This window comes from Enterobacter sp. HK169 (assembly GCF_001719105.1).
GTDB lineage: Bacteria > Pseudomonadota > Gammaproteobacteria > Enterobacterales > Enterobacteriaceae > Enterobacter > Enterobacter asburiae_B.
On record NZ_CP017087.1, the window covers coordinates 2,087,886 to 2,105,169 of the forward strand.

The following is a 17,284-nucleotide window of genomic DNA, read 5'->3' on the forward strand; positions in this document are numbered from 1 at the left end:
GAGAGGGCGAAAGATGATTAGCGGCCGCCGCGGATCAGGCCGCCCATACCGCGCCGTTCCATAAACGCCGCGACCTGATGACGAACCTCAGCGGCCAGCTGCGCGTCAAGGCTGCGTTCAGCCAGCTCGCGGGCATCGTTGATGTCGATATGCCGCAGCAGGTACTTCACGCGAGCGACAGCGCGACCGTTCATCGACAGATGGCGGTATCCCAGACCAATCAGGATCGCAACGCACATTGAATCCCCGGCCATTTCACCGCACAGGCGTAAATCAATGCCGTACTGTTCCGCTTCACGGGCAATCATCGCTAACGCGCGAATGATCGCCGGATGCAGGCTGTCGTAGATACTGGCGACACGGGTATTGTTACGGTCGACGGCCAGAATATATTGCGTCAGGTCGTTCGTGCCGACAGAGATAAAATCAACACGGTTTGCCAGCTGCGGCAGCATAAAGACCATAGACGGCACTTCAAGCATCACCCCGATCCGCGGTTTCGGGATCGCATAGCCGATCATCTCTTCCACTTCACGGCCAGCACGTTCGATCAGTCGCCGGGACTCGTCGATCTCATCAATGCTGGTGACCATCGGGAGTAAGATGCTGAGATTGCCCGTCGCCGCGTTGGCGCGCAGCATTGCACGCACCTGGATCAGGAAGATCTCCGGCTGATCGAGCGTAATGCGGATCCCACGCCAGCCCAGGCACGGGTTTTCTTCGCTGATCGGCATATAGGGCAGCTGTTTATCCGCGCCGACATCCAGGGTTCGCAGGGTGACAGGTTTGTCGTTAAACATCTGCAGCATCCCCTGATACTGCGCCACCTGCTCCTCTTCGGAGGGGAAACCGCTCTGCAGCATGAACGGGATTTCAGTACGGTACAGGCCAATACCGTCGATGCGGCTGCCAAGTTTTTCTTCATGCTCAGGGCTTAAACCGGCGTTGAGCATGACTTTGATCCGCTCACCGCTCTTAAGCTGTGCGGGCAGGTTAACGTCATCTTCCGCCAGCTTGCTTAATTCATTCTCTTCGCTGATAAGACGCTGGTATTCCTGGAGCAGAACCGGCTCAGGATCGACCAGCAGCTCACCGCGATAGCCGTCCACTACCAGCGTACGGCGGTGCAGTACCGACGGCTGGATATCCGCTCCCATAACGGTAGGAATACCCAGCGCACGCACCATAATGGCGGCATGCGAGTTGGCTGCGCCATCGCGCACTACCACACCGGCCAGCCTGTCCTGAGGCAGTTCAGCCAGCGTCGTTGCCGAGAGTTCATCGGCGACCAGCACAAACCGTTTTGGCCAGGCATTCGGTCCCTGAATGGTGTCATCGAGATGGAACAGCAGACGCTGTCCCAGGGCGCGGAGATCGCCAGCCCGTTCTTTCAGGTAACCGTCGGTCAGTGCCGCAAATTGATCGGCAAATTTTTCGATGACCTTCTTAACCGCCCACTCTGCGACCGAGCCTTTATCCACTTCCGCAAACAGCTCACGACGCAGACGTGCGTCGGAGAGCAGGTGCGAATAGAGGTCGAAGATGGCCGCCGTCTCTTTCTGTGCGCCTGCGGCAAAGCGCTTGCTGTAACGACGAAATTCATTCGCCGCCTCTTCAAGCGCGGCGGTAAGACGCTCGCGCTCAAGCGCTTCATCTAGCGTTGAGGCTTCGTAAACCTGCTCCATCAGCGGCAGCGTGGCGTCCATCCAGCCTTCAGCAATTGCTACGCCTGGCGATGCCGGAAGGGCACGAATGCGCGTATGGCGATACTGACCAAAGAGCGCGGCAAGCTGGGACTGGGAGAGGATCGCCGCCATCTGAGTGGCCAGCGTGACGAGGAAAGACTCTTCGCTTTCATCGTACTGACGTAGCTCGCGCTGCTGGACAACCAGCACGCCGAGCAGCTGGCGACGCTGGATAATCGGCACGCCAAGAAAAGCGCGGAAGCGCTCTTCTTTTACGGAAGGGATGTATTTAAAGCTGGGGTGTTTTTGCGCGTCAGCAAGGTTGATGGGTTCAGCCAGCCGCCCAACCAGGCCCACGATACCTTCATCAAATGCGAGCGTGACGGTGCGTCCACGTGGTTTTTTCAAACCACGGGTCGCCATCAGGTAATAGCAGCGCCGATCGTGGTCGGCCAGATACACCGAACAGACCTCGGTCTCCATCGCAAGACAGATGTCAGTGACCAGAATATTCAGCGCCTCGTTCAGACGCGGAGCACTGGCCACCTTCTCGACTATTTCTCGCAAGCGGGTGAGCATGATTTGCGTAGCTTAACCTCTTTTACGTCGCCAGGCAGGTGCGCTCTGCGGCTTAGGCGGGATCTCCTGAAGCTGCATTACCACACTTGCAAACTCTTTCATCACCCTACGGTAAACATCGCGTTTAAATGACACGACCTGACGAACAGGATACCAATAGCTCACCCAGCGCCAGCCATCGAACTCCGGCGTACTGCTGGTTTGCATATTGATGTCTGAATCGTTGCCCACCAACTGCAACAGAAACCACTTCTGTTTCTGGCCGATACAAACCGGCTTTGTGTCCCAACGCACCAAACGTTTCGGTAACTTGTAACGCAACCAGTTGCGGGTCGAAGCCAGGATGCGAACATCTTTTCGGCTTAAACCGACCTCTTCAAAAAGCTCCCGGTACATCGCTTGTTCTGGGGACTCTCCCGGATTGATCCCGCCTTGCGGGAACTGCCAGGAGTGCTGACCATATCGCCGGGCCCACATTACCTGGCCCTGACGATTACAAATTACTATTCCTACGTTCGGGCGGTAGCCATCGTCATCAATCACCGGACTACCCCAAACTAAACCTTATATATGAATGATTGTTTCACACTACAGGGAGGCGGTAAACCACTCTCTTACAGGGCTGCAACCTAATAACATTTGAATAACTCACAAATAAGTGCTGAGTTATAAACAGATGAGCGGTGGTGAAGGGAATTTTATTCACCTTTTCTGTGGATATAGTTGTGAAGAAGTGTCTGATTACCGATGAACAACCTCAAACGATGCAGTCTCCCCTTTTTCACCTTAATTAGATAATGCAATTATTTTCAAATAGTTAAATGTATTTCCATGAACACAAAACAGAATATCGTGACGATCGTCACATCAGGGATCGTCGTGCTGATGAAAGATCGAACAGCGTCGGTTTTATCCACAGATTGTGCCAATAAGTTAGTCACAATTTGTTTGAAAATTCGATTTTCATCGCACGTCAAGGCTGTAAATTGAAACAGTAGTCAGGGTTATGCCCAGTTATCCCATTTTTCTGTGGATAACATGGTGTAAGATCCTGTTCATTGTCAGTGACCAGATTTGAACAACCGGTTTTCTGAGTCTGGCAAAACGATTTTAAACCAATAAAAAAACCTATAAATCATAGACATGGAATATTGGTACAGAAATAGTTAAACTCTATCCATAGGGGACAATTTCTTAGTTTATTTTTTAATCAAAAGGTTACCTTTATGCATCCGCTTACACCCTTGCTCTCACCGCCATCCAGCGAAGGTCAGTTGCTACAGCAGGCACGGCGTCTTGCAGGCTTTTCGCTTGGCGAGCTGGCGGCAATGGCAGGGCTTCAGATCCCGAAGGATCTGAAACGGGATAAAGGCTGGATCGGCATGCTGCTTGAGCTGTGGCTGGGTGCCAGCGCAGGAAGCAAACCCGAGCAGGATTTTGCAGCGCTTGGCGTGGAGTTAAAAACCATCCCTATAGACAGCCAGGGCAAGCCCCTTGAGACCACCTTCGTCTGCGTTGCGCCATTAAGCGGCAACACCGGCGTAACGTGGGAAACCAGCCACGTTCGCCACAAGCTGAAGCGCGTGTTGTGGGTACCGGTCGAAGGTGAACGTCAGATCCCCCTGGCTGACCGTCGCGTTGGCGCGCCGCTGCTCTGGAGCCCGAACGACGATGAGGAGCAACAGCTGCGTCTGGACTGGGAGGAGCTGATGGACATGATTGTGCTTGGCCAGGTAGAGCGCATCACCGCCCGACACGGAGAAGTTTTACAATTGCGCCCGAAAGCGGCCAACAGCAAAGCACTTACCGAGGCAATCGGCGCGAAAGGTGAGCCGATACTGACGTTACCGCGCGGTTTTTATCTCAAAAAGAATTTCACCGGCGCACTCCTTGCCCGTCATTTCCTGTTAAAAACATAGTTTTTTACTTATTTTGCGAGCTCTCAAACATAATCGACTGCTTTTTAAGATTTTACCGCTTCCTCAAGTCGCCATATCGGGTTAATACTAGATTATGATTTGATACGCGCCAGATGAGGACGATAACGATGAAAAAATGGGCAGTGTTAGTTTCAGCAGTCGGTTTAGCGTTTGCCGTATCGGGCTGTAGCAGCGATTACGTCATGGCGACAAAAGATGGTCGAATGATCCTGACCGACGGTAAACCCGAAGTCGACGATGATACCGGTCTGGTCAGCTACCGTGACCAGGAAGGCAATAAAATGCAGATCAATCGCGACGAAGTATCGCAAATTATCGAGCGATAAACAGATAAAGGTCAGTAGCTTGCTGGCCTTTTTGATTTTTTTCTTCCCCTTTTGCTTCCCCTCTGCCATGTTTATATTCCTTTGTCGGGCACGCCCTGACGCGGTCTATAAGTCTACTGAGGAAGCCGGCTATGCATTATCACCGTATCCCCCACAGCGCTCTGGAAATAAGCCAACTGGGGTTGGGCACGATGACATTTGGTGAACAAAACAGCGAAGCCGATGCCCATGCACAACTCGATTACGCCGTCAGCCAGGGGATTAACCTGATTGATGTTGCAGAGATGTACCCTGTTCCGCCACGTCCGGAAACGCAGGGACTTACCGAAACCTACGTCGGTAACTGGCTGGCAAAACGCGGCAACCGTGAAAAGCTGGTGATTGCATCAAAAGTCAGTGGTCCCGCGCGCAACAACGATACCGGGATCCGCCCGAATCAGATCCTCGATCGCAAAAATATCCGCGCCGCACTGGACGCCAGCCTGAAGCGCCTGCAAACCGACTATCTCGACCTGTATCAGGTGCACTGGCCGCAGCGGCCAACCAACTGCTTTGGTAAGCTCGGCTACAGCTGGAATGAGAGCGCCCCCGCCGTAACGCTGCTGGAAACGCTGGAAGCGCTGACCGAGTGCCAGCGCGCGGGAAAAATCCGCTACATTGGCGTCTCTAACGAAACGGCCTTTGGCGTAATGCGCTATCTGCATCTGGCGGATAAACACGATCTGCCGCGTATCGTCACCATCCAGAACCCGTACAGTCTGCTTAACCGTAGCTATGAAGTGGGTCTGGCCGAAGTGACGCAATATGAAGAAGTGGAACTGCTCGCCTATTCCTGTCTCGGCTTTGGCACGCTGACGGGGAAATACCTGAACGGCGCGAAACCGGCCGGGGCGAGAAATACCCTCTTTAGCCGCTTTACCCGCTACAGCGGCGAGCAGACGCAGAAAGCCATTGCAGCCTATGTGGATATCGCAAAGCGTCACGGTCTTGACCCTGCACAGATGGCGCTGGCCTTCGTGCGTCGTCAGCCGTTTGTTGCCAGTACCCTGCTGGGCGCGACAACGATGGAACAGTTGAAAACCAATATTGAGAGTTTCCATCTGAACCTGAGTGAAGAGGTGTTAGCGGAGATTGAAGCGGTGCATCAGGTTTATACGTATCCTGCGCCGTAATAAAAGCAAAACGGCAACGCAGGTTGCCGTTTTTAGGGTTTGCTCCCTCTCCCTGTGTGAGAGGGCCGGGGTGAGGGCATCAGGCCGCACTTATCAACGCCGACGCTGCCAGATCCACAAACCCGCAATCGCCAGCGCAAACAGCCCGCCAAACCCGACGCCAATCCCCACCACCGGCACACCCACTTTTACCGCCAGCGAGTAGAGCCCCAGCATTAACAGCATCGCCAGGTTTTCACCCAGGTTTTGTACCGCAATGGCGTTCCCCGCCCCGACGGTCTGCTTACCACGTTCCTGCAGTAACGCGTTCAGCGGCACCACGAAGAAACCGCCCAGAATACCAATCAGGATCAGGAGGACATACGCAGGCAATAATGCATGCTGCAGCGAGAAAATAAGCACTACGACGCCAATCAGGATCCCTGCAGGCATGCAGCGTGCTACCGTCTCGAGCGTCACCAGCTTCGCCGCCGCGCCGGCCCCCACCACAATGCCGATGGCCACCATCGCGTTAAGATAGGTCGGCGTCGCGTTGTCGGTAATCCCCAGCGCCACCGGCACCCACAGCACCAGCAGGAAGCGCAGCGTGACGCCCGCGCCCCAGAACATGCTGGTCCCCATCAGTGAGAAACGCGTTTCACCGTTACGCCACAGCACGCGACAGGCGGTAAAGAAACTGCCGGTCATCGGTTTAAAGCGCCAGGATTGCCCCGGGCGAGCCACCGGCAGTTTGGGAATAAACAGGTTCGCCACAACCGCCCCGCCATACACCACCGCGCAGATGCCCAGTGCCGCCAGGACATGCCAGTCGGCCAGTACGCCGCCCGCGACGGATCCGAGCAGGATTGCGGCAATGGTTGACGACTCCATCAGGCCGTTGGCTTTCACCAGCTTATCGCCCGTGGTCAGCTCTCCGAGAATGCCATACTTCGCCGGGGAGTAGGCGGCAGCGCCGATGCCCACCAGCGTGTAGCCAATAAACGGGTTGAAGCCAAAGCAAATGCTGGCGGCACCCAGCAGCTTGAGGCCGTTGGCAAACATCATCACCCGGCCTTTCGGGAAACTGTCCGCCACCTGCCCGACGAACGGAGCAAAGATAATGTAAGCGCCCACAAACACCATCTGCAGGATCGGCTGGCTCCAGTCGGGGTAAAACTCGGCCTTCAGCAGCGCCAGCGTGGCAAACAGCAGCGCGTTATCACCGAACGCAGAGAGAAACTGTGCGGCGATAACGGCCATCATGCCTTTCGACCTGAGTGATGTGTTAGTGTGTACTGACTCACGCATTTTGCTGTTCCGCCTCTTCAACCATGCCTTTCAGGGTCACGAAATCGGGCTTCCCGCTACCCAGCACCGGGAGCTGCTTCAGGTAGCGAATATCGCGCGGCACCGCCAGTTCAGGAATACCGTGTTCACGCGCATAGCTCAGTAACCTGTCGCGCTTAAGCTCAGCGTCGGTCGTAAACAGCACCAGCGCCTCGCCTTTGCTGGCATCGCTCTTCACTACCGTCGCATGCATCTTATCCGCGGAGACGGCCGTCGCCAGTTGCTCAACCATTTCCAGCGAGACCATTTCACCGGCGATTTTGGCGAAGCGCTTCGCGCGTCCCTGAATCTGTACAAAGCCTTGTTCATCAAAACGGACAATATCACCGGTGTCGTACCAGCCGGTTTCAACCTCGCCGTTGACGTTTTCAGCCGTCGGCACCTCAAGCACGCCTGGGTTTTCCACGCGCAGATAACCGTTCATCACGTTTGGCCCTTTCAGCTGCAGACGGCCACCGTCTTCAATGCCCGGCACGGCCAGCAGACGCGCGTCCATCCCCGGCAGAATTCGGCCCACCGTGCCCGGTTTCGCCGCCATCGGTACGTTAATCGAGACCACGGGAGCACACTCGGTAACGCCATAGCCTTCGAGAATGCGCAGGCCAAACTTGTCCTGCCAGATCTGACGCGTGCTCTCCTGCAGTTTTTCCGCACCGGCCACCACATACCGCACGCGATAGAAATCGTACGGATTAGCAAAACGCGCATAGTTGCCCAGGAACGTTGATGTGCCGAACAGGACGGTACAGTTACGGTCATACACCAGCTCCGGCACAATGCGATAATGCAGCGGACTTGGGTAGAGGAACACTTCTGCGCCGGTCAGCAGCGGCGTAAACAGCCCCACCGTCAGGCCAAAGGAGTGGAACAGCGGCAGCGCCGACATAAAACGGTCATTCGCGGTAAAGTCGGCAATGCTTTTGATCTGCTCAACGTTCGCCAGAATGCTCTTGTGGCTGTGGACGACGCCTTTCGGGTTGCCCTCCGAACCCGACGTGAAGAGGATAATCGCGTCATCTTCCGGCTGCTGTTTGACCTGCGCCAGACGCGGCATCATCAGGTGAGCAAAAATCCACAGCTTGTCGCCGGTGGTTACGTCCGCTTTCAGATCCTCCAGGAAGACCCAGCGCACCTGGGTGAGCTGCTCGGGAAGATGCCAGAGCTTGCCTTTGTCCAGGAACTGACGGGAAGTAAAGACGGTATTAATCTGGGCAGCGGTGATGGCGCTGGTCAGTCCTTTCACCCCCGCCGTGTAGTTCATCATTGCCGGGATGCGCCCCCGGGAAACCGCACCAAAAATCACCGCCGCGCTGATGCCCGCGTTAGGCAGCATCAGGCCAATCTTTTCGCCCTTCTTGCTGTACTTCTCCAGAATACGGCCCACAAACAGGGTCTTGGTCAGCAGCTTGCGATAGGTATCCGGGGTAAAGTTGATATCTTCGATGCAGTTTTTCTTCGCGCCATAGCGGTGCTGCGCGGAAAGCAGAGATTCGTACAGCGTTTCGCGCGGGCGCACGGCCATGCGCGCTTCCATCATAATCTGATGCAGCATTTCCCCGGCGATTTTACGGCGATCGCGGGCACGCGGCGCGTCCGGCATCGGTAACGACGTGGGCGGCAGAATATGCAGCGTGATTTTTGGGAACAGACGCTGCTTCACCAGCCCCTTCAGGCGGCTGAAATGGGTCAGTTCTGCGCCTTCAATGCGCAGCGGCACCACGGTCGCTTTTGATTTCGCGGCAACAAACCCCGCGCCGTCGTAAATTTTCATCAGCGAACCGGTCACTGAAATACGCCCTTCCGGAAAAATAACCACCGGACGCCCCTGCTCAACCAGACGCACCAGATGCTTAATCATCATCGGCTTTGTCGGGTCGAGCGGCACAAAATCAATCAGCGGCGTGAGCCAGCGCATGTACCACTGCTGGCTGATAGAGGTATAGACCGCAAACACCGGGCGCACGGGTAAAAATAGCGCCAGCAGAATGCCGTCTATAAAGGAAACATGATTTGGTGTGATAAGAACGCGTTCACCGCGAAGCGCCTGGGCATCGCCAGTGACGCGGATGCGAAAAAGAATACGGAACAGTGTACGGAAGAACCCAAATAGCATCTCAACTCCCTTTGCCAGCCAGTGTGGAGGGTTGATAGTAAATGGTGGCAGATTACACGAGAAGTGATACGGGAGCGACAGCAAAAGTGGAGGCGAAAAAAAACCTGCGCATCCGCGCAGGTTGGTGCAAGAGATGAGTACGAAACCGTACTAAGAATTCTCACCAATCAATACCTCTGGGATCTTGATTGTGGCCGTTCGTCCTGCGCTTCGCCAGCAGGAAAACGCAAGGGAATGAGCCTAAGTGCAACCAGGTGTGAATATTCTCTGTTGCTGTTACAGATTGAACTATCAGGCAAAAAAAACCTGCGTAAAAACGCAGGTTGGTGTAAAGCGTGTTAATCAACCGGAGTTGATTGCACCTATCAATACCTCTGGGACTTTGACTGTATCAATCTCTTTAACGCCCTCGCCATCGGCCAATCGCAACAGCCTGACGCAAAGTGTAACCAAAGGTTCAGATTGACATTCTTCAGACATGAATGCGCGTGTAACGATTACACTACCAGGGTTGTCCTGCGTCACGTTTGTGGAGCGCGGAAATCCGCTCCCCTTGAATGCGCGCCGCTTTTCCGCAACACTATTTGGTGTGTAAACGCTTACCCCCAATAAGAAGGTAATGAATGGCGACAATAAAGGATGTGGCCCGTCTGGCAGGTGTGTCGGTGGCAACCGTCTCTCGTGTGATTAACGACTCCCCAAAAGCCAGTGACGCATCGCGCCAGGCGGTACAAACCGCCATGGAATCCTTGAATTATCATCCCAATGCCAATGCCCGCGCGCTCGCCCAGCAGTCCACCGAAACCATTGGGCTGGTAGTGGGTGATGTTTCCGACCCCTTTTTCGGTGCCATGGTGAAAGCGGTTGAACAGGTCTCTTATCAGACGGGCAATTTTTTGCTGATCGGCAACGGCTATCATAATGAGCAAAAAGAACGCCAGGCCATCGAGCAGCTGATCCGCCACCGCTGCGCCGCGCTGGTGGTTCACGCCAAAATGATCCCGGATGCCGAGCTGATTCACCTGATGAAGCAGATGCCCGGAATGGTGATCATCAACCGCATTATTCCCGGGTTTGAAAAACGCTGTGTGGCCCTCGACGACCGCTACGGTGCCTGGCTTGCGACCCGCCATCTGATTCAACAGGGCCATGCCCGGATTGGCTATCTCTGTTCCAATCACCCGATTTCTGATGCGGAAGACCGTCTGCAGGGCTACTACGACGCCCTGCGCGAAAACGGCCTGCCGTGCAATGACCGTCTGGTGGCCTACGGTGAACCGGATGAGAGCGGCGGTGAACAGGCCATGACCGAGCTGCTGGGTCGCGGACGAAATTTCACGGCGGTTGCCAGCTATAACGACTCGATGGCCGCTGGGGCAATGGGGGTGCTGAATGACAACGGGATTGAGGTACCGGCAGAAATTTCGCTGATTGGCTTCGATGACGTGCTGGTCTCTCGCTACGTGCGCCCGCGTCTGACCACCGTGCGCTACCCGATAATCACCATGGCAACGCAGGCCGCCGAGCTGGCGCTAGCGCTGGCTGAACAGCGCCAGCCGCCGGATATTACGCATCTGTTTAGCCCGACGCTGGTTCGCCGTCACTCCGTTGCTTCACCTGCGGAAGCGCAGAGCGAATAGCGATAGAGGTGAACCCGCGTGTTGGGGTATTCCAGCCCATCACCGATATACTGCCAGCCGTAACGTTCGTAGAAGTCGCGGCAGGCAGACCAGAGGTGCAGTTCTTCATATCCCGCCTGCGCGGCCCAGGTAATAACGTGCTGCTGTAGCTTTCCTGCCAGCCCCTTGCCTCGCGCCGCGTCGTCAACGTAGAGCGCCGCCAGCCACGGAAAGAGATCCTGACGGGTGATCAAATCGCAGCGCCATAGCCCTACCGTACCAACAAGCTGTTCGTCTTCTACGGCGATAAAGGTCAGCGGTAATGCTCCCGGCGTCTGGCTGTGCTCAACAATGCTGTGGAAAAATTCCCGAGAAAGCCCTTCGCCAAAGGCCTGCCAGAGCCAGTCGGTGACCTGCTCCGCATAGTGCGGTGCCTGGTAAAGCGGGAGGATGGCTATATTTTTCACGTTTCACCTGCGTTTTCTCATGTTTTGCTGGCCTGTCGCCCCAGCTCGGTTCGGCGATTATTTTACCAGAGTCAGACTATTTAGTTTTACTTCACGCAGGCCAGACGAATCGTGACCAAAAAGCGTGATCGTGGCAGAAGTTTTGCGCTTCCCGCATCGCTTATACGCCGTGAGGTCTGTGTTAAACTGCAAATCATTACGTGGAAGCAGGAATGTAGAATGGCAACAATGCTGGATGTCTCACTGCGTGCGGGCGTGTCGAAGGCTACCGTCTCGCGCGTGCTGAACGGCACAGGTCAGGTTAAAGAGAGTACGCGTCAGCAGGTCTTTGCTGCGATGGAAGAGCTGGGATATCGCCCGAACTTTCTCGCGCGTTCGCTGGCTAACCAGACCAGCAACAGCATTGGCCTGGTCGTCTCGACCTTCGACGGCTTTTACTTTGGTCGTCTTCTCCAGCAGGCGTCGCGGCAGACGGAAACTCACGGGAAACAGCTGATCGTCACCGACGGTCACGACGCGCCGGAACAGGAAGAACAGGCGGTGCAGATGCTGGCCGATCGCCAGTGCGATGCCATCGTGCTTTACACGCGCTACATGAGCGAAAAAGCGATCGTCAAACTGATGAACACCGTGAAAACGCCGCTGGTGGTCATTAACCGTGAAGTGAGCCAGGCGCCGGATCGCTGCGTGTTTTTCGAACAGCAGGATGCCGCATTTAAGGCCGTGGATTACCTGATCGCCCAGGGCCATCGGGAGATCGCCTGTATCACCGTTCCGATCCATACCCCAACCGGGAAAGCGCGGCTGATGGGCTACCGTAAAGCGCTGGAAAAGCACGGCATTCGTCTGGACGAGCGTCGGATAAAGTACGGCGATGCGGGAATGACGCGGGGATACGAGCTGTGCAAGGAGTTGATTGCCGACGGAGTGCCGTTTAGCGCCCTGTTTGCCTGTAACGACGATATGGCCCTGGGGGCGTCCAAAGCGTTACACCAGGCGGGGCTTAAAATTCCGCAGGATATTTCACTGTTCGGCTTTGACGATGCCCCAAGCGCGAAATGGCTGGAGCCTGCGCTCTCATCGGTTTATCTGCCCATCGACAATATGATTGTCACGGCCATCGATCAGGCAATCCGGCTGGCAAAAAACCAGCCGGTCGATGCTATCCCGCCGTTTACCGGCACGCTGGTGTTACGCGATTCGGTTACAACGGGGCCGTACTTTCATCAGATGAGTTCTAAAGCCAGCAGTTCCTGAATGGTCTGGCGACGACGGATCAGCCGTGCTTTGCCGTTATCAAACAGCACTTCCGGCAGCAGCGGGCGGCTGTTGTAGTTAGATGACATCGACGCCCCGTAGGCACCGGTATCATGCAGCACAAGATAATCACCCGGTTTGACCTCTGGCAGCGCGCGGGTCTCCACTTTGCCGCCTTCCTGCTGAGTGAACACGTCACCCGATTCGCACAGCGGTCCCGCAACGACCGTCTCAACGCGCGGCGCCTGCGTTAAATCACGGCCGTCGGCGGCCAGGGCGGTAATGTGGTGATAGCTGCCGTACATGGACGGACGCATCAGATCGTTAAAGCCTGCATCAATCAAGACGAAGTGGCGAGACCCCATCTCTTTGACGCTGCGCACCTGCGAAACCAGCACGCCGGCCTCCGCCACCAGGAAACGACCCGGCTCAATTTCCAGCTTCACCGCGTGACCAAGATGCGCGGCAATTTGGTCACGCGCGGCGCTCCACAGACCGTAATAGTGATCGGTATCGATCGCCTCTTCGCCTTCGCGATATGGAATGGAGAGACCGCCACCGGCAGAGATCGCCTCCAGATCATGACCGAAGTCGATAACCTGGCGCACCATCGCGCCGCACACCTGCTCCAGGTGGCCATAATCCACGCCAGAGCCAATGTGCATATGAATCCCCACCAGCTTCAGGCCGTAGCGCTGTAATACCTCCAGCGCGGCAGGCATATCGGCATACCAGATCCCGTGCTTGCTGTTTTCACCGCCGGTATTGGTTTTTTGGCTGTGACCATGACCAAAGCCTGGATTCACGCGCAGCCAGACGCGATGGCCGGGAGAAACCTGACCCAGCTGCTCCAGCATATCTACAGAACCGGCATTCACCGGGATCTGCAGTTCGTGGACGCGCGCAAGCGTCGCATCGTCGATCACGTCGGCGGTAAAGACGATCGCGTCGCCGTCGGCTTTCGGATCGAATCCGGCCGCCAGCGCGCGCTCGATTTCGCCAAGCGAAACGGAGTCGACCTTCACGCCCTGCTCACGCATCAGGCGCAGAATATGAATATTGGAGCACGCCTTCTGGGCAAAGCGCACCACGTCAAACTGATGCAGGGCGGCGATCTTCTCGCGAACGATCTGCGCGTCGTAGACCCACACCGGGCAGCCAAACTCGGCAGGCAGGCGCAGCAGGTTGTCGGCGTTCAAATCGGTATCAGTCTGGTTCAGCGGGCGTGGCATGGTCTTCTCCGGGTAAATGCGTTTTGATGATTACGCCACAGCGCAAAGAGAATAAAAAATATCGTTTTATCGCGAGTCTATGCAAAAATGATATGGATAGTTATCTGCTTTCAGGTGCCCTATGCCCGCCGTCAATTTACGCCACATCGAGATTTTTCACGCCGTGATGACCACCGGCAATCTCACCGAAGCCGCACAGATGCTGCATACCTCGCAGCCGACGGTGAGCCGCGAGCTGGCCCGCTTCGAGAAAGTGCTGGGGCTGAAGCTGTTCGAGCGTACCCGGGGCAGGCTTCACCCTACGGTGCAGGGGTTACGCCTGTTCGAGGAAGTTCAGCGCTCCTGGTACGGACTGGACAGAATAGTGAGTGCTGCGGAAAGCCTGCGCGAGTTTCGCCAGGGCGAGCTGTCGATCGTCTGCCTGCCCGTCTTTTCACAATCGTTTTTGCCGATGCTGCTGCAGCCCTTTCTGGCCCGATACCCGGAGGTCAGCCTCACTATCGTTCCTCAGGAATCCCCCCTGCTTGAAGAGTGGCTTTCGGCCCAGCGCCATGATTTAGGCTTAACCGAAACCCTTTCCACGCCAGCGGGAACGGCACGCACGGAGCTGATCTCGTTAGATGAAGTGTGCGTTCTGCCCGCCGGACATCGGCTTGCCGGTAAGGCGGTGCTCACACCGGAGGATTTCCACGGGGAAAACTACATTAGCCTTTCGCAGACAGACAGTTACAGACAGCTGCTGGATACGCTGTTTGCCGAGCATCAGGTCAAACGGCGAATGGTGGTGGAAACGCACAGCGCGGCTTCGATTTGCGCGATGGTGCGGGCGGGCGTCGGCGTCGCGGTGGTGAATCCGCTCACGGCGCTGGACTATGCCGGAAGCGGGATCGTCATCCGCCGCTTTAGCGTGTCCGTCCCGTTCACCGTGAGCCTGATCCGCCCGCTGCACCGTCCGGCTTCCGCGCTGGTGGACGCTTTCACCGAACACTTAATGGAGCACGCGCGTCAGGTGGCGCTTCGTTTACCTGACCTGCAAAACCCCTCATGACAGCATAAACGCCACGGCATCTGCCGCGTGAATGGCGGTGGTATCAAATACCGGGACGGGGCTTCGCTCGGCCGGCACCAGCAGGCCAATCTCGGTGCAGCCGAAGATCACCCCTTCTGCCCCCTGCTGCGCCAGCTTTTCAATCACGCTGACGTAATACGCCCGGGAAGATTCGCTGAAGGTGCCAAGGCAGAGCTCGTCAAAGATAATCTGATTGATGCGCGCCCGATCGTCTTCATCCGGGATAAGGCTCTCGATCCCAAATTCACTGTGCAAACGCCCGCGATAAAAATCCTGTTCCATGGTGTAGCGTGTGCCCAAAAGCGCTACGCGGCGCATAACGGATGCGGCAATCGCACGACCGGTCGCATCCGCGATATGCAGAAACGGCAGCGAGCAGCGGTCCTCAATATGCGACGCCACTTTGTGCATGGTATTGGTACAAAGCACGATACCCTCGGCGCCGGCACGCTCCAGTCCCAGCGCCGCCTGGGCCAGGATCTCTCCGGCTTTATCCCACTCCCCGCTCGACTGGCAGGCTTCAATTTCATGGAAATCAACACTGTGCAGCAGCAGGCTTGCGGAGTGCAGACCACCCAGACGCTGCTTTACCCCTTCATTAATCAGGCGGTAATAAGGGATTGTCGATTCCCAGCTCATTCCACCTAACAGGCCGATCGTTTTCATCATCCCTCCTTTTCTTTGTTTCTTTTTTAACACAACCGAAGTACATAAAAAAAGGCGCTGTATTCAGCGCCTTTTAAAACAAATATTGGTTAGCTCCTGCATACGTTGGGATACGTAAACATGCAAAACAATCACACGCCGATGTTTCGCAGTTTCTCTCCTGCCATCAGCTTGCGCTCGATATGTTCCAGCGTCACGCCTTTGGTTTCCGGGATCAGCCAGAACGTAACGCCAATAAACGCTACGTTCAGCACCGTGTAGAGCCAGAACGTTCCCGCTGCGCCAATCGCGTCCAGCAGCGTCAGGAACGTCGCGCCGATGATCATGTTCGACACCCAGTTGGTGGTCGTGGAACAGGTGATTCCAAAGTCACGGCATTTGAGCGGCTGAATTTCGGAGCACAGGATCCACACCACCGGCGCGGCGCTCATCGCGTAACCTGCGATACACATCATGGTCATACCGACAGAAAGCCAGGAAAGCCCGCTTGAGGCCGTGCCGTTATCAAATTGCATCAGGCAGTAGCCCAGAATCAGCGTACCGAGCGCCATCACGCTGAAGCCAATTTTCAGCGCCGGTTTACGCCCGGCTTTGTCCACGGTGAATACCGCAATAAAGGTGGCGAACATGAAGGTCAGCCCGACCACCAGGGTTGCAATCATCTGCTGTTCCGTGGTGGTGAATCCGGCCATTTTGAAAATGCGCGGCGCGTAATACATGATGATGTTCATGCCGGTGAACTGCTGCATTGCCTGCAGCAACATGCCGAGGAAGACCGCGCGGCGCACGTTGCGGTTGATCTTAAACAGCGCCCAGCCGCCCTGCTTTAGCTTCAGGCTTTCGCGGATTTCATTCAGCTCTTCGCGCGCTTTTTCCGAGGTATCGCGCAGCATGCGCAGAACCTCTTCTGCCTCCACGTGACGCCCTTTTTGCGCCAGCCAGCGCGGGCTGTTTGGCAGGAAAATCACCAGGACGATCAGCACCAGCGCCGGTAAGGCCAGCACGCCCAGCATCGCGCGCCAGTTGCCGCTGTAGCTGAAGTAGGTGTCAGACAGGAACGCCAGCACAATACCCAGCGTGACCATCAGCTGATACATGCTGATCATCTTGCCGCGCACGTTTTCGCTTGCCATTTCGGAGAGATAAAGCGGCGCGGTGTAGGAGGCAATCCCCACCGCCACGCCCAGCAGCACGCGGGAGAGCAGGAGGATTTCAACATTTGCGGCAAACGCCGAGCCAATGGAGCCGGCAACGAACAGAATCGCCCCGACCATCAGGCTGTATTTGCGCCCCAGGCGGAACGACAGCCAGCCGTTGAACAGCGCGCCGATGGCCGCGCCGAGCATCATGCTGCTCACCACCCACTCCTGCAGGCGACTGCTGAGGGTAAAGTGATCGGTAATAAACGGTAGTGCGCCGGCAATGACGCCGATATCCAGTCCAAATAACAGGCCCGCCACGGCGGCGGCAATGGAGACAAACTGGTTCATGCGGCGAGTATCACGCAGCGCAGCGGGCATTAGGGTAGAGTCATTTATCGATGTCATATTTTTCCTGCCTCAACAGCAAAATTCGTTAACTGAAATTACGAGAAAGCGAGGAAAAGTGTCAGGCAGGAAATCGCGAAGTTATGGATTATTCCGCTACGGCATACGGTTCTGTGATGGACATTACAATTTCAACCGGTGGCGAATAATCACGTATTTTTACTAATCAGTTAATATTTAAGCAATAAAAGTGTGATTGCCGTCATTTTCGATTTTTTAGTATGGATTTTTCATCTTTATCGATATGGACTAAGCCAATTATTGCTCAAAAAAAACCTCCGCCCAC

The 17,284-nt window shown here is 55.8% G+C and carries 14 protein-coding genes; 6 read left to right on the forward strand and 8 right to left on the reverse strand.

Features of this window, described 5'->3' with window-relative positions; all coding sequences use genetic code 11:
- Nucleotides 1-17: 17 nt before the first annotated feature.
- Nucleotides 18-2,264: a phosphoenolpyruvate--protein phosphotransferase gene (gene ptsP, locus EnteroDNA1_RS09845; protein WP_023309047.1), complete on the reverse strand. Its 2,247-nt coding sequence runs from the start codon at nt 2,262-2,264 to the stop codon at nt 18-20.
- A 12-nt stretch (nt 2,265-2,276) separates the two neighbouring features.
- On the reverse strand, nt 2,277-2,807 hold the full coding sequence (gene rppH, locus EnteroDNA1_RS09850; RefSeq protein WP_013098553.1) for an RNA pyrophosphohydrolase: 531 nt from the start codon (nt 2,805-2,807) through the stop codon (nt 2,277-2,279).
- A gap of 683 nt (nt 2,808-3,490) precedes the next feature.
- On the opposite strand from rppH, the gene mutH reads away from it, so the two are divergent.
- The 3 genes from mutH (at nt 3,491) to EnteroDNA1_RS09865 (ending at nt 5,702) form a co-directional block, all read left to right on the forward strand.
- On the forward strand, nt 3,491-4,183 hold the full coding sequence (mutH, locus tag EnteroDNA1_RS09855; protein ID WP_069303266.1) for a DNA mismatch repair endonuclease MutH: 693 nt from the start codon (nt 3,491-3,493) through the stop codon (nt 4,181-4,183).
- 128 nt (nt 4,184-4,311) lie between these two features.
- On the forward strand, nt 4,312-4,530 hold the full coding sequence (locus EnteroDNA1_RS09860; RefSeq protein ID WP_008499668.1) for a YgdI/YgdR family lipoprotein: 219 nt from the start codon (nt 4,312-4,314) through the stop codon (nt 4,528-4,530).
- A 131-nt stretch (nt 4,531-4,661) separates the two neighbouring features.
- Nucleotides 4,662-5,702 (forward strand): NADP(H)-dependent aldo-keto reductase, encoded by a 1,041-nt coding sequence (locus tag EnteroDNA1_RS09865; protein WP_069303267.1) that lies wholly within the window; start codon nt 4,662-4,664, stop codon nt 5,700-5,702.
- Nucleotides 5,703-5,795: 93 nt separating this feature from the next.
- Here EnteroDNA1_RS09865 and lplT read toward each other — a convergent pair whose 3' ends face one another.
- Nucleotides 5,796-6,989, reverse strand: a complete 1,194-nt coding sequence (lplT, locus tag EnteroDNA1_RS09870) for a lysophospholipid transporter LplT (protein WP_047060028.1) — start codon at nt 6,987-6,989, stop codon at nt 5,796-5,798.
- Entirely contained in the window at nt 6,982-9,141 is a 2,160-nt protein-coding gene (aas, locus tag EnteroDNA1_RS09875; protein ID WP_048979860.1) for a bifunctional acyl-ACP--phospholipid O-acyltransferase/long-chain-fatty-acid--ACP ligase, read from the reverse strand. Before aas ends, lplT begins: the two co-directional genes overlap by 8 nt.
- 623 nt (nt 9,142-9,764) lie before the next feature.
- On the opposite strand from aas, the gene galR reads away from it, so the two are divergent.
- The gene (gene galR / locus EnteroDNA1_RS09880) at nt 9,765-10,781 is read left to right on the forward strand and encodes an HTH-type transcriptional regulator GalR (RefSeq protein ID WP_069303268.1); all 1,017 of its coding nucleotides are present in this window, start codon (nt 9,765-9,767) and stop codon (nt 10,779-10,781) included.
- Here galR and EnteroDNA1_RS09885 read toward each other — a convergent pair.
- A complete protein-coding gene (locus tag EnteroDNA1_RS09885) occupies nt 10,742-11,218 on the reverse strand; it encodes a GNAT family N-acetyltransferase (RefSeq protein WP_069303922.1) in 477 nt (158 codons plus the stop codon). The genes galR and EnteroDNA1_RS09885 overlap by 40 nt on opposite strands.
- Nucleotides 11,219-11,446: 228 nt before the next feature.
- Here EnteroDNA1_RS09885 and EnteroDNA1_RS09890 point away from each other — a divergent pair, with 228 nt between their 5' ends.
- A complete protein-coding gene (locus EnteroDNA1_RS09890; protein WP_033146449.1) occupies nt 11,447-12,484 on the forward strand; it encodes a LacI family DNA-binding transcriptional regulator in 1,038 nt (345 codons plus the stop codon).
- Here the strand turns inward: EnteroDNA1_RS09890 and lysA are convergent.
- Nucleotides 12,454-13,716: a diaminopimelate decarboxylase gene (gene lysA, locus EnteroDNA1_RS09895; protein WP_069303269.1), complete on the reverse strand. Its 1,263-nt coding sequence runs from the start codon at nt 13,714-13,716 to the stop codon at nt 12,454-12,456. The genes EnteroDNA1_RS09890 and lysA overlap by 31 nt on opposite strands.
- Nucleotides 13,717-13,837: 121 nt before the next feature.
- Between lysA and EnteroDNA1_RS09900 the strand changes: the two genes are divergently transcribed.
- Nucleotides 13,838-14,764 (forward strand): LysR family transcriptional regulator, encoded by a 927-nt coding sequence (locus tag EnteroDNA1_RS09900; protein ID WP_064673500.1) that lies wholly within the window; start codon nt 13,838-13,840, stop codon nt 14,762-14,764.
- Here the strand turns inward: EnteroDNA1_RS09900 and EnteroDNA1_RS09905 are convergent.
- Together EnteroDNA1_RS09905 and araE are read right to left on the reverse strand one after the other, a co-directional pair.
- Nucleotides 14,759-15,451, reverse strand: coding sequence for an aspartate/glutamate racemase (locus EnteroDNA1_RS09905; RefSeq protein WP_064673499.1), 693 nt, complete (start codon nt 15,449-15,451; stop codon nt 14,759-14,761). The two genes, EnteroDNA1_RS09900 and EnteroDNA1_RS09905, sit on opposite strands and share 6 nt — an antisense overlap.
- A gap of 131 nt (nt 15,452-15,582) precedes the next feature.
- Complete coding sequence (gene araE, locus EnteroDNA1_RS09910) at nt 15,583-16,998, reverse strand: arabinose-proton symporter AraE (protein ID WP_032660200.1); 1,416 nt, start codon at nt 16,996-16,998, stop codon at nt 15,583-15,585.
- Nucleotides 16,999-17,284: the final 286 nt, after the last annotated feature.